General features: G+C 45.7%; 10 protein-coding genes and 1 pseudogene. 1 reads left to right on the top strand and 10 read right to left on the bottom strand.

Annotated elements, in window-relative coordinates; translation table 11 throughout:
* Positions 1–229: 229 nt before the first annotated feature.
* From ACZM6M_RS17295 to ACZM6M_RS17270, 6 genes are read right to left on the bottom strand one after another with little or no spacing between them, the layout of a single operon-like run.
* Complete coding sequence (locus tag ACZM6M_RS17295) at positions 230–1,066, bottom strand: PTS system mannose/fructose/sorbose family transporter subunit IID (RefSeq protein WP_081422805.1); 837 nt, start codon at positions 1,064–1,066, stop codon at positions 230–232.
* Positions 1,067–1,068: 2 nt separating this feature from the next.
* Positions 1,069–1,812 carry a PTS mannose/fructose/sorbose/N-acetylgalactosamine transporter subunit IIC gene (locus ACZM6M_RS17290; protein WP_337433876.1) on the bottom strand — a complete coding sequence of 248 codons (744 nt, stop codon included), beginning with the start codon at positions 1,810–1,812 and terminating at the stop codon, positions 1,069–1,071.
* Between the two features lie 27 nt (positions 1,813–1,839).
* Positions 1,840–2,304 carry a PTS sugar transporter subunit IIB gene (locus tag ACZM6M_RS17285; RefSeq protein ID WP_337433877.1) on the bottom strand — a complete coding sequence of 155 codons (465 nt, stop codon included), beginning with the start codon at positions 2,302–2,304 and terminating at the stop codon, positions 1,840–1,842.
* Entirely contained in the window at positions 2,297–2,728 is a 432-nt protein-coding gene (locus ACZM6M_RS17280) for a PTS sugar transporter subunit IIA (RefSeq protein WP_337433878.1), read from the bottom strand. Before ACZM6M_RS17280 ends, ACZM6M_RS17285 begins: the two co-directional genes overlap by 8 nt.
* Positions 2,729–2,752: 24 nt before the next feature.
* Entirely contained in the window at positions 2,753–3,424 is a 672-nt protein-coding gene (locus ACZM6M_RS17275) for an HAD family hydrolase (protein ID WP_337433879.1), read from the bottom strand.
* A gap of 30 nt (positions 3,425–3,454) precedes the next feature.
* Positions 3,455–4,432: an SIS domain-containing protein gene (locus tag ACZM6M_RS17270; RefSeq protein WP_066543418.1), complete on the bottom strand. Its 978-nt coding sequence runs from the start codon at positions 4,430–4,432 to the stop codon at positions 3,455–3,457.
* A 177-nt stretch (positions 4,433–4,609) separates the two neighbouring features.
* Between ACZM6M_RS17270 and ACZM6M_RS17265 the strand changes: the two genes are divergently transcribed.
* The gene (locus ACZM6M_RS17265) at positions 4,610–5,383 is read left to right on the top strand and encodes a GntR family transcriptional regulator (protein ID WP_337433880.1); all 774 of its coding nucleotides are present in this window, start codon (positions 4,610–4,612) and stop codon (positions 5,381–5,383) included.
* A 129-nt stretch (positions 5,384–5,512) separates the two neighbouring features.
* On the opposite strand, the gene ACZM6M_RS17260 is transcribed toward ACZM6M_RS17265, so the two are convergent.
* From ACZM6M_RS17260 to ACZM6M_RS17245, 4 genes and pseudogenes are all read right to left on the bottom strand, one after another.
* The gene (locus ACZM6M_RS17260) at positions 5,513–6,550 is read right to left on the bottom strand and encodes a hypothetical protein (protein ID WP_337433881.1); all 1,038 of its coding nucleotides are present in this window, start codon (positions 6,548–6,550) and stop codon (positions 5,513–5,515) included.
* Positions 6,551–6,561: 11 nt separating this feature from the next.
* On the bottom strand, positions 6,562–12,069 hold the full coding sequence (locus ACZM6M_RS17255; protein WP_489490621.1) for a fibronectin type III domain-containing protein: 5,508 nt from the start codon (positions 12,067–12,069) through the stop codon (positions 6,562–6,564).
* Positions 12,070–12,236: 167 nt separating this feature from the next.
* Complete coding sequence (gene gdhA / locus ACZM6M_RS17250; RefSeq protein ID WP_066543425.1) at positions 12,237–13,571, bottom strand: NADP-specific glutamate dehydrogenase; 1,335 nt, start codon at positions 13,569–13,571, stop codon at positions 12,237–12,239.
* A gap of 160 nt (positions 13,572–13,731) precedes the next feature.
* Positions 13,732–13,908, bottom strand: a pseudogene (locus tag ACZM6M_RS17245) (slipin family protein); the annotation flags it as partial.

Genomic DNA, 13,908 nt, shown 5'->3' with positions numbered 1-13,908 from the left:
TTTTTTCATTCACTTGATAGGTGAAAAGCAATATTCAGTTAAAATACAGTAACTATGTGGCTTTCAGCCACATTCGTGGCAAAGTCGTGAATAATTCAGGTATAATATACTATTTTTCTAAAAAACGCAATAAAGGCCATCTGCCCAAGCGCACATAAATTAAGAACTGCCGTTAAAACGACAGTTCTTACATAATAATATTATTCTGATTACTAACACATTCCCTGCACTACAAAATTCCCAATGCCCCCAACACAATTCCACATATCACAATTCCCAGCAAAAGCAGATTTGTGTTGACTTTCTTCTGAATAAGCCTGTAAATCCCCAGCGTTGCCAAAAGAGGCAGAAGCTTAGGGAACATCGTATCCAGCATATCCTGAAGCACCAGCTCCGTTCCCCCCGCATGAAAAGCCAATGGTGTTGTTATGCTGACCATACTTGCCACCATTCCTCCTACTACAGCTAATCCCACAATGGATGCACACTGCATAACCCGCTCCATGATTCCTTCCTGATACAGCTTGGTCAGGTATTTATTACCAGACTGATAGCCCAGAACCGTTCCATAATACCCCATGATAATTGAGGGGATTGCGAAGAGAAGAACTGCCAGAATCGGTCCTAATACATTGCCCTGCTGTGCAAAAGACAGGCCAATTCCAAATGTTATGATACGCAGAGTACCCTGGAAAAAGCTGTCGCCAATTCCCGCAAAAGGTCCCATTAGACTGGTTTTAATCATAGAAATCGATTCTGGTTGGAAAGAACCATCCTCACATTTAGCATTCTGCTCCTCCATGGAGGCAGCCAATCCCATAATAAAACCTGTCACCTGCGGTGTACAGTTAAAAAACTCCATATGACGCTGATATGCTTCCCGACACTTCTCAGGCTTATTCTTATATAGCTTGTCCAGAATGGGAGCCATTCCAAACATAAACCCCATATGCATCTGCCTCTCATAATTCCAGGAACACATAATAGTCCAGGAACGCAGGAATAATCTGCGCAGATCCTTTTTTGTCACAGCGCCCTCTGCGACGGTCTGATTCATTTCTTCCATATCTACGCACTCTCCCTTCTTCCATAAACCACTTTATCCATAATAAATGCTAAAATACAGGCGAACAGCGTCAGACCGATCAAATCGAGCCCGGAATATGCCACCACCAGAAAACCGAACAGAAAATACGGAAACAGCTTTTTAGAAAGCATCGTACTGAGCAGCATGGAAAAGCCCAATGCAGAAAGCAGATTTCCAGCTACTGTCAGGCCATTTGTAATTACCTCGGGAATCGCGTTCACCATTGTATCCACTAAATCTGTTCCAAAGTAGATCGTCAGAAAAATCGGCACAAAATAAACAACACAGTTTAATCCAAATGACCACCAAATATGGATATTTTGAGCCTTTTTGTAATTTTCTTCTTCTATCGCCCGATCTGCCACATGAGAAAACTGAGCAATGATAATGCGCATGATCACGCTCATAAACTCACCAATTACTGCCACAGGGATAGCAATGGTCAGCGCGGCCTCTGTAGACGCACCGGATAAAATCGCAAATGACGTCGCGATAATACTTCCCAACTGCATATTTGGCGGACCAGCCGCACCAATGGCTACAAAGCCCATGGAAATCAGCTCCAGACTGGCTCCCAGCGTAACTCCAGCTCTTAAATCTCCCAGAACCAGACCTGCCAGCGTACTTAAAATCAACGGCCTGCCAATATTCTGACGGCCAATTAACCGTGAGTCAATAACTGCGATAATTCCCACCAGTCCCAGCAAAATTGATGAAATCAACATAATATTACCCCCTCTCTGCTCAATCTGCTATTTTGAAAAATCAGCATGTTCAATCTGAGAGGTGGGAACCTGCTGTATATAAATGCTGATCCCCTCTGACAGTATCTCCTGTGTATCCTTAAGTTCTTCCTTATTTAGGTACACTGCTTTTCCATATGGTTTAGAATCCTGTTTTTTTGCAACGCCGCCGTAATTAATCTCTCTGACCTGAGGCAGCTCATGGACAAGCCTCAACGCTTCTTTAGGGCCTCTTACAATAATCATAATATTCTTGTCCGCGTTGGACTCCACTGTCTGTTTCAATTCACTGAAAGGGATAATATCTAATGAACAGCCTGACGGCTTTGCAAGAGACAATGCCATCTTTCCGATGGGGTCATTAGGAACCAGATCGTCCGCCACAATAATATGATTCGCTGCCGTCTGCCGGGTCCAGGAAAAAATAACCTGTCCGTGCAGCAACCTGTGATCCACCCGCACTAATTTAATCATAATCCTGTTCCTCCTTCAAAAGCCTGTTATAATAAACAATGCTGTTTTTTCCATCCTCTGCAATGGAATCCAGATTCAGTTTATCCCAGGGAGTATGATTTTTCTTTTCCATCATTACTTCCACTGCCACAGTAAGATTAGCTCCTGCAATCAGCCTTCTTGAATCCGACAGAAACCGCAAAGCCGTATTTGCCGGCGTTCCGCCGGGTATATCCAAGAGGATTACCAGATTTCTGTCTCTATACTGTTCTTCAATCACAGTCCTTAAACACTGTTCAAACTCCTCTGTGCTTTCTCCTTCTTCAAAACATACTGTGTCTAAATCTGTCTCATCAATATCCAAAACCAGCTTTAAAGCGCTCAAATACCCTTTTGCCAGTCCGCCGTGGGTAACCATCAAAATCCCGAAATCTTCTTTTTCCATATGTTTCACCTCTTAAGCCTTTGTTTATGTCGTACCTGCACTGTCTTCCTGAAAAATCCGGCGGCCCGCCTCAAATAAGGACGGAAGAATCCACTTTGCCCGCTCCTTTTCAGCTTCTCCCGGCAAAATCATATCTGGAACCATTACACAGGGAATCCCTGCCCGAAAAGCAGCCTCTACTCCTACGGGAGAATCCTCCAGAACTACTGCTCTGTCGGCAGGACATTTCATCTGTTCCAAAACGTTCAGGTATATATCAGGGAATGGTTTTCCCCTTCTCACCTCATCCCCACAGCAAACATAAGAAAAGAAGGAAAGGATTCCCATTCGCCCCAGACGTTTTTCAGTCAGTTCACGAGAGGTTGCCGTAGCAACCGCACAGGAAATTTCTTTTTCCTGCAGCTTCTCAAGCAGCTCCCGTGCCCCCGGCTTTAACCGCAGATCTTCCTCAAGCATTTTGGAGCCAAAGGCCCTCATACGCTCCATAAAATCTTCTGCGCGGCAAGCCCCGTTCAAAATTTCACGTGCCTCATCCATTGAAGCCTGTCCGGTTTTTCCAATTAACCGATGAAATTCCTCGTCACGTACATTCAGAAGCCCAAACGAATCGGCTGTTTTGCGCCATGCCTGTTTCCACACCTGCTCCGTGTCCAAAAGAAGCCCGTCTACATCAAAAATAACCAATTGCGGCAGCATGTTTAATCCCCTCCTTCTTTCTCCGGTTGATTAATACTCCATGTGCCACATATACCGACGCACATCCAAAGAATGTCCACGCTCAAAAGCAATTGCTTCTACAAACTGACGAATAACTACTCCGGACAGAATGGCTGCAATATAAGGCTTAGCCTCATCTGCCACTCCTGCCAGCGGAAGATCCTCCTGATCCAGAATAAGCATCTTGTCTGAATATTTCTTACTGAAATCCTCTACTCTCTGATCCAGGAATCGTGTGTTGCCAATACTTTTTACTAATAAAAACGGAACATCATAATCTGTCACCTCAAATGGTCCATGGAAATACTCACCGGAATGGATGCAGCCGGAGTGGATCCACTGCATTTCCATAAACCAGCACATCGCAGTAGAATACACTTCTCCATAGTTAATTCCGCTTCCAATGGTATAGATAAGCTTCTCCCGCTTGTTTTCCTTTGCCCAGCGCTCCGCCTTTTCCTGATAAAGCTCCTTTGCCTTTCCTGACAACTCAGACAGCTTATCAAGCTCCTTCAGGCATACATCCCATTTTTCACTGGGAGCCAAAACCTTCAGCAGATGGAAAAGAAGACCATAAAGGATACCTTTATTCTTGTCGCTGTCGCTCACTTCCTTGCCCCAATCATAGTGAACAGGACACTGAGCGGCGTTCCATAAAGGCGATCCTTCTGCATTTGATAAAGCAATCGTCATAGCTCCTTTTTCTCTGGCAAGCTTTGTAGCGGCAACCGTTTCCGGAGTATTACCGGAATGGGAACAGCTGATTACCAGAGACTGTTCATTTAAAGACTTGGGTGTATCATACATAAATTCATTCGCTGTATACACATGGCTGGGAACCGTTGTTTCCTTATCAAAAATATACTGCCCTGCCATCAAAACTGCCTGGGAGCCTCCACAGGCCACAAAATAAACAGCATTCACTGTTCCCATCTGCTCCACAGCACTAACCGCCTGTACAATCTGTCCAAGATGTTCTTGTCTCATATCCGTCTCCTCCTAATTGATTATATATCATTATGTATCTTTATATATCTTATTATAGTGATTTGTCCCGAAAAAATCAAGTATATTTTCAAAAAAAGATACAAAAAGATAAAAATTTTAAAGATTGCATATCATCATAATATATGCTATAATGAATTGTTGAAGGAGAATCCTATTATGAATTCAAAAAGTGTAAAACCATTGTATCAACAGATTGAAGCATCCATTCGCAGCGATATCCAAACACACATTTATAAAACCGGTGACAAGCTTCCCACAGAAACCGAACTAAGCGCAAAATATAATGTAAGCAAAATCACCATACGTAAAGCTATGGAAAAACTTTCCCATAATGGATTAATACAGAAGGTTCAGGGAAAAGGTACCTTTGTGTGCCCACAAAAGGACAAAATTGCCCTCTCCGAGACAAGAGGATTTAACGATTCCCTTTCCTCTCATGGCCACTCCTCCCGTCATAAAGTACTGGAAATCAAAAAAATCCAATCCGATGACCGTATTTCAGAAGCTCTCAGCCTGCGTGAAGGCAGTCCTGTTATTTATGTAGAACGGCTCATCTGGGCAGACAATAAACCCATTGGCCTTGATACCATCTATGTTTCAGAAACCACCTTTCCTGACTTTATACAGAAAGCCGCCTCTGAAAAACCTCTTTATCATATCTTAAGAGAAGATTACGGTCTGGAGGTAGCGGAAGCCACTCTGGAAATTAATGGAATTTTAGCCGACAGTTCTAAGGCATCCCTCCTAAAATGTCTGGTAGGCGACCCTCTGTTCCATGTAGAAAAAACTGCCTATAATTCCGATGGGATACCTATCCATTTTTCCTCCACATATGTACGCTGTGACTCAGTTACCTATGTTGTCCGTACAAACCAGTATCTGCATATGGAAGAAAAAAGGCTGGCTTCCTGTTTTCATAAAAGAAAATAATAAAAAGTTTTTATCAAAATCCCCCTTATTCTGCCTGATATAAGACTGCAGAAAATACAACAAAAAGAAGGACTGTGACTTAAAATAAGTCAAACGTCCTTCTTTTTGTTAATATCTGAACTTTCTGTATTACTGCTTTACCTGTACATTCCCATCTATAATCCACTCGCCGTTTTCATTTACCATATAGCCGTCCGGCGTCATTCCATTCTTTATCATGGAACCAACCGGGCGGTTGGGAGCGGGAGTATCCTGGAAGTAATAGCACTTTCCATTGATCCAGTTCCAGCCCGTGTACATAGAACCGGCTCTGCTGTCGTTCTGGTCATGGAGAAAATAAGTATTTCCGTCACGGTCTGTAAACCAGCCGCTGTTCATGTAGCCCTCGGCATTAAAATAATACCATGCCTTAAAACCATTTGAGGAGCATTCATACCAGCTGTCTGCAGGATATGTGCCGTCTAAAGGAGCGAACCACCAGCCCTTTTCGTTCTGCATCCACTGACCGTTCGGCTCAGGAGCCTCCTCCTTTTGAGGCTGGACTTCATACTCATAAACCTCTTCCTCATCCTCGCTGTCCTCATAAGATGGAGGAATCGTAGTTTCCGGAACAGTTGTTTCCGGAACGGTAGTTTCTGGAACGGTTGTTTCTTCCTCTTTTTTAAGGATCATTTCATATGGCTCAAAATCTCCAAACTCTGTGATCATCCCCTTTTCATGGAACCGGTCTACAATCTGGAAATCATTCTCATCTACGGAAATCGTCACATTTTCATCCGATTTTATGGTAATGGTTCCAAGAAGGACCTTTTCTCCCTTTTCAAGGACGGTATCCCTTCCGGCTACATACAGCTTCATGGTTTGATCTTCCTCATTGTACCGTTCTTCATGAACCGATACCTTCTCCCCCTTAAAATCAGATCCGAATTTAAAAACAGGCTCCTCTGACAGATCTTCCTTACTGTCAAAATTCAGTGTCAGGCTGAAGGCCTTAATTTCCTCGAACGCTTCCTTTTCCTGAAGCTCCAGATACATACTTACTACATTTTTGCTCTTCTTTTCCCATGTGATCAGGCTGTGCTTTTCCGCCCGTGTCAGCACGGGCGGGATCAGCACAAGAAGAAGGCAGATAATGGCCAGACAGCCGAAAATTGATTTCTTCTTCATATTTTTCTATCTTATTCTCCGTTGTTTGGTGTTTGACTGTTTTCCAGCTTGATGGTCGGAATAGGATCCGGAACTGCCGGAACCGCCATAAATGGAGTATCGCTTACAAGGCGGTCGCCTTCATTGGTTTCCCCATTCTGGACACGATAAAGCTCTGCCCGAACCTTTTCAGGACGTTCCACCATGTCATTCTGATCCTTAGGCTCAATATAGTAAATCCAGCTTCCTTCAGAGACCTCTCCTAACTGTCCGTCCTTTGGATCGGGAGCCAGGATCAGCTGATCTGCAGCTGTATCTCCGTCCTTGTCCTTTCCGCCGACCACATTGCCCTTTTCATCATAGAGGATCACCATGTTATAAGCAGGATTTCCTTTATAGCGTCCTGTAAATACGATGGAACCCTTGGGGATTCTGGTTGCATTGCTTCCAGTACGTTTTTCGCCGGAATACGCTGCTGTGCCTTCTTCACTGCCATTATCGCTTCCGGAATGCTCAAACACCGCATCCTCTGTCAGGATTCCAAACTGATCCAGCTGAACACTGTCGCCGATGGGGCTGAGAATATCGATCTCCGAAGCTGAGAAGCGGTCAGAACCAAGAGCAGTGATCTTCACATAGGCTGCATCATAGATATAGTACCTTCCGTCATTTTCCTTGTCAAAATGTACGGCTGCAACGCCATTTTCCAGCCGGAAGGTTCCTTTTTTAATCTCCTTCCAGTCTGTTCCGTCTTCGCTGATGGAAATGGAGTAAGCCCTAATCGGCTCCCCGGTTCCTTTATATGTGTATTTCACGCCTGCAATGGCTTCTATTCTGCCAAGGGAAATGACTGCCTGAGCGTCCTCTGTCCTTTCCTCCGCTTTTACTGTTCCCTCATACACAGTATCCAGATCATTGTCAATCATGGTTTTTGCGCTGCTGACAGTTCCGCTGCAGGACTGGTTAAACTGGTTTTCCTCGCTGTTTACATCCCCGTTTACCTCTTCATCCGTTTTAGACCAGGTATTTACGGTAATGCTCCAGTCTGCCTTATCCATGCTTCCGTCATGGGAAACCAGGATCTCATCAGCCAGGACATAAGCCTTTGTAGGCATCATGCACCAGTCGATTCCTCTTACCTCGTATCCAACCACCCTGTTATTGATTCCGGAAATCACATCTGTAAAGGTATCCTCCTGGGTAAAGCCCACAACCTGGCGCTCTTCCTTTCCGTAGCGGCGCTGGATCCGGGTAATCTCATAGCCGAAAAGCGTTCCACTCATGGCAGCTCCGTCTTTTCCATGAGCTTCCATGGTAAGGGTCACGCGTCCTGGATCTGTTTCATCCTGATGCGCTGTGGCTGTTACTTCTACAGATTCTGCGATACTGCTTCCGCCCTCTGCACGGTATGCCCTGGCCTCATCATTGATATAGTAAATCGTTCTCTCTTCTGCGTCAAACTGCTCTGCGTATTTCCTTGTAACCGCATCAGGGATCATTCCCCAGCGTGTGAAGAATTCAAGCACGTTCTTTTCAGCAGCCGCGCAGGCCAGACGCATAAGCTTATTGTCCTTATCCGCTCCGTCCAGAGTCAGCTTTACTCCATCCGGTGCAGGTGCACGGCTTATATCTCTTGCGTAAGAATCAATGCGGGCAAAGATTAGGTTCTTTCTCTGCTCCCCATAATCCTCATAGGTCTTAAAGTTATATCCATCGTCATAAGCCAGATGAAGCTGCCAGTACATTCCCAGCTGGTCGCTGCTTCCGCCCTTTGTTCCTGAAGTTACCTTTCTGTAAGCGTCCTCATATTTGAAACGCACAGAATCGTTGGTATCCTTTGCCTGAGCCAGGATCGAATAGTAGTTATTTGTGACCTCAGCCACAGCGTACGCGCCTTCGTTGATGATATGGCCGATTTCATGGGCAATTCCCCATCCAAAGTAGCTTCCGCTTACATATTTGCCGTTATCCGACTGGATCGGCTCTGATCCACCTAACAGCGCGCAGGAATCCCACTCAATACCAATATGAAGACCGCCTGCATACATAAATGCGCCTGCAAACATTCTCTGATAACGGATATTTAAACGTGTTGTTGGAAGCTTGTCCTTCTCATAGGTTTTTCCTCCGGTAACTGGAGCCGCATTTAATCCCTTATGCTGATAGAACAGATGAATCATCTCATCCATAGCCATAAGAGACTGATACAGCTTCTCTGCTGCTTCATCCTGAGATTCACCATTTCCCGCAATGGACTTATATACCTGCTTAATGGGAATCGAAAACATCATCTGATCCAATACAATATCCGTTGCACCTAAAATACAGTTTCTTTCGTCATAGTCCAGACCGGAAATGGCGCTGTGAGAGTCCTCACTGTCAGAGTTCTCATTATGCATCTCCTCTATCTTCTGGACGTATTCCGCCATTTCTGCCACATAGGCGTCTGTCAGTTCTTTGCGTTCCTCTGCAGTCTCTGCCCGTGTCACATCCAGAACCGGATACTGAGAACCGCCGATTACGCGGACTGCATAAATCTCATTGGGGTTATTTCCGGTATACTCTATATACAGAGCTCCGCCTTTTTCCACACCCAGACTTGAAACGGCAGGAACTGTAATTTCATTAAAGCCTACCTTCAGGGATGTTACTTTTTTCTGTAAATGGCTGGCTTCTGAATGGTACTGAGTTGCATAAAGATCCAGATTTGTATTGTCTCCAGTACGTCTTCCGGGAGCTCCTACATAGACTACAACCTTCTCTCCGGCCAGAGCTGCTATTCCCAGAGGCTGCCATCCATTGAGACCGGCGCTGAAGGTAATATGGCTGTCATATTTCTTGGATACCCCAGTATCTATATGAATCACCTTATAAGACTCATTATGATCCAGGATCTTCTCCGCATTGTCCAGCTCCTTCAGGATCAGATCTCTCTTGGGAGTCATTTCTCCGCTTACAGGATCCACCTCGTCAGCCCTGATCCTCAGCTCAGTGATCTGTTCCTGTGTAACATCCTCGCGAAGGGTCATATGCAGATCGTCCGTATACAGGGACAGAACCTCATTTAAAAGCTCATCATACTCATAAAAACGGATTTCTGCAATACTGATATAGCGGGTAGAGCTGGGTACAGCCGTATTAAGCTGAATCTTATCTGCCTCAAATGGCTTATCTGCCAGAAATTCATAATATTTCTTTCCGTTTTTATCCAGACCCTCCCGGACAGTGAGACGCCCGTTTATGATCTGAGGTTCATTTTCTTCTCCGTTCCAGGCACGGACACGGACTGCATTAAAATCATTTTTCTGATTCGGGCCTGCAGTAAATGCAATAGTATCCATAATATAGGGCTGATCCAGCGTCACAATAGGGCCTCTGTAACTATAGTAAGCGCCGGAATCCCAGTCATCCAGCTCCCATAAAGAATAGGGATCACCGTCTGCCACATCACCCGGAACACTTGTTACAGAACCGGTGACAATGGATACCTCTTTAATATGCTCTGTTAATGCCTGTCCTTCCTTCGGCTCTGTGTTGATCAGACGGTAAGCGGGCATTCTTGCCGCTTCCACTGTAATCGTACTTCCAGAGTATATCACAGACTGAGGACTGTCTCCCAAAGGATTATGACCGATCATATAGATCTCATACTCCGTCTTATCTTCCAGACCGCTGATGGTTGTGCTTGTGCCTGTAAGCTCACCAAGCATTGTAAACTCGTCTTCTGTACCCGCCTTGCGGTAATACAGGCTGTAGCTCTTTGTATCCTTCATCTTTTTCCATGAGATATGAAGGCTCTTATAGCCTCCCTCAATGGAAATATTTTCCGGTGCTGGTGGCGGACCGTCCGGTTCCGGTGTTACGGCAATCTGAGCGCTGTAACTGCTCTTCCAGCTTCCGTTTACAGAACGAACCTTTACCAGAAACGTCTCATAATTCAACAGTTCTTTTCCATTAAATTCATCAACTGTCAGCGTATTTACCGTTGTTTCGATAATTTCTGTTTTTCCATTATTTGTAATGGAAACCTCATAGCCTGTAATATTTACCTCTTTATCCCATGTAAGGGTAAAGATCTTGCTTCCGATCTGTGCGCTTACATTCTGAGGGATATTCTGGGCTGGCGGCGGGATGCGGTCCTTCATATCGCCTAAAAATTCCACCTGGCTGATTTCTGCCAGATTTCCTTCCGATACGGTTCCCGTTACCTTAATACGGATCTTTTTCACAGGCTTCTGATTCTTCAGATCAATCAGGATCGCACCGTCTGCATCGATCATGGCAGTCGCACCGCTTCGGAAGGAACGGCGCTTTTTAGTTCTCGCATACCTGTCAATGGTTACTGCGATCTTCTCGCCGTCAGTCAGCTCTGCTTCTACCTCACCAGTGCTGATCGCGCCCTCGGAATCAGGCGGAGACTGAATTACAATTCCTCCGATCACCGGCTGTCTGGAAAGATCCAGCTCCAGTTCAACCGGATAAGCCTCTGAAATTGGTTCATCTATCTCGCTGTCCGCGTGCTCCAGTGTTATGGAGCTTTCTGTATCATTATTAAACAGATCCTGTACCGTTCCCTCTACCTTTGTGGCATTGCTTTTTGTCGCTTCACTTGGAGATGCAAGGGTTACATCGCCTTCCTGAACCGTGATCGAACGTTCAATCGTAGAAACCGGATATTTATTATCGCTGCCTTCCTTTCCTTTATAAAGGCTGGCAAAATACTGCAGATCCACCAGGTCGATTTCTCCGTCACGGTTTAAATCCATGCCTTCCTCATCCATACCTGTGAGATTGCCCTCATAAACAGCATCTACCAGAGCATTCATATCCTCTTTATCAATCACGCCGCTTCCGTCCACATCACCCATACGGATCAGGCCCGGATGAGCGGAGGAAGAATATTCATAATCACCGTAATCATTTAAAATCATGATCTTGGAGGTATCATCCCTGACCTCTATGGTCTGTTCATATGGAAGATATCCTTCGGCTGTTACCTCAAGCACATACATTCCATTTGGAACATTCTCAAAGGTCTCATTTTCCTGCTGTCCCTCTCCCGATTCCTCTTCAGGCATCAGGCTGATGGTAAGAGAATCCTGGTAAATATCCCCGTCTTCGTTCGCTCTTGCCTTTTTGGATACGACTTCATTTAATTCAACATTAAAATCCACAGCAGACATTACAGGCAGCAGGGTTCGTATTTCCACCATAACAGCGCCTCTGTGCTCTTTTCCCAGCTTTACCGGCTCACTGGGACTTGCAGTGGGAACTGATTCTGTCTCTGTTCCTCCATCCTCTTCATCTTCCTGCCGATGGCTTTCAGATGAACTTGCAGTGGGAATCGTTTCTTTCTCTGTTTCCTCAGTCTGCGTTTCCTCGTCCCTGCTGTCTGATTCCAGACCGGGGATTTTGCTTTCCTCCAGGGCTTCCATTTGCCCTGCTGATTCCGGCAGCTGCGCTCCATAGGCGTTAAAGGCGCCAAGGGGAAGCTGCAGGCCAATACAGGCAGCCAGCACACATGCCAGTTGTCGTTTCATTTCTGCTTCTCCTCTTCTTTTTTGTTTCGTTTTTGTAACCAAATGCACCTTAGTATATCAGGAAATGTTTGTCATTTCAATTGTTTTTTTACTTTTATTTCCATATAAAAACTCCCGCGCATATACCGTTTCCGTTTATGCGCGGGAGTTCATTTTTTCATTCTGTTTTATACAATTCCCTGACCCAGCATAGCCTCAACAACCTTCTCAAAGCCTGCAATATTGGCGCCTGCCACATAGTTTCCGGGAACGCCGTAGCGCTCTGCCGCATCCGCAGCCTTTGCAAAAATATCGGCCATGATCTTATGAAGTCTCTCATCTACTTCCTCAAAGGTCCAGGACAATCTTAAAGAGTTCTGGCTCTGCTCCAGACCGGAGGTTGCAACGCCGCCTGCATTTGCTGCCTTACCGGGCATAAAGAGAATCTTCTTCTCAACAAAGAGATCAGTTGCTTCTCTGGTGGAAGGCATATTTGCACCCTCTGCCACTGCAAAGCAGCCATTTGCCAGAAGAGCTTTTGCATCCTCCAGATTCAGCTCGTTCTGCGTTGCACATGGAAGAGCAATATCGCAGGGAACTGTCCAGATGCCCTTTCCTTCTGTATATACAGCAGAAGAAACTGCCTCTGCATACTCCTTAATGCGGCCTCTGCGCACTTCCTTGATCTCCTTTACAACATCCAGCTTAATGCCTTCCGGATCGTATACATAGCCGTTGGAATCGCTCATGGCAACTACCTTTGCGCCAAACTGCTGTGCCTTCTCAACTGCATAGATGGCAACATTTCCGGAACCGGATACGATTACCGTCTTTCCTGCAATCTCCTTGCCGTTGTGCTTTAACATCTCATCCAGCATGTATACAAGGCCATAGCCGGTCGCCTGGGTTCTTGCCAGAGAACCGCCGAAGGTCAGTCCCTTTCCGGTGAGAACGCCCTCATATAAGCCGGTCAGTCTCTTGTACTGGCCGAACATATATCCGACCTCTCTTCCGCCTACGCCGATATCGCCTGCGGGAACGTCCGTATCCTTGCCGATATGACGGTACAGTTCTGTCATAAAGCTCTGGCAGAAGGCCATGATCTCACGGTCGGATTTGCCCTTTGGATCAAAGTTGGAGCCGCCCTTTCCGCCGCCCATAGGAAGACCGGTCAGAGAATTCTTTAAGGTCTGCTCAAAGCCCAGGAATTTAAGAATACTCTGGTTTACGGAAGGATGGAAACGAAGTCCGCCCTTGTAAGGTCCAATGGCGCTGTTAAACTGCACTCTGTAGCCTTTATTGACCTGCACATTTCCCTGATCGTCCACCCACGGCACACGGAACGAAATAATGCGCTCCGGCTCTGTAAAACGCTCCAGGATGCCCGCTTTGCGGTACTTTTCCTCATTTGCGTCGATCACCAGCTTTAAGGAATCCAAAACTTCCTTTACTGCCTGGTGGAATTCCGGCTCACCGGGATTCTGTGCTACCACTCTCTCATAAATCTCATCAACATATGACATGGTACTGATCCTCCTTTGGTTTTTGTTGGGGTATGCGCCCGGTTTTAAGCGGACGTATATGGGATACTCCATCTTTCGATGTACATTTTAGGGACAGTATAGCAAGTTAACTCGCTAAAGTCAAGAAGGAATTTCATATGTTTAAAACAAAGCCGGGATTCTACCTCCCGGCTTCCTTTCGTTCCATCCCCACCAGCTCCGCCAGCTGTTCCATCACGCCTTTTCCGCCATTAATAGAAATCGTCCCCACCTTATCGCAGATCCGCTCCAGATACTCCATCTCCTTAAGCTTAAAGAGGGTCTGGTTTTCATCCATCAGCCTTGCGGTATTTAAGAG

It is taken from the genome of Enterocloster sp. (assembly GCF_057861365.1).
This window is presented reverse-complemented; position numbering and strand designations above follow the sequence as displayed.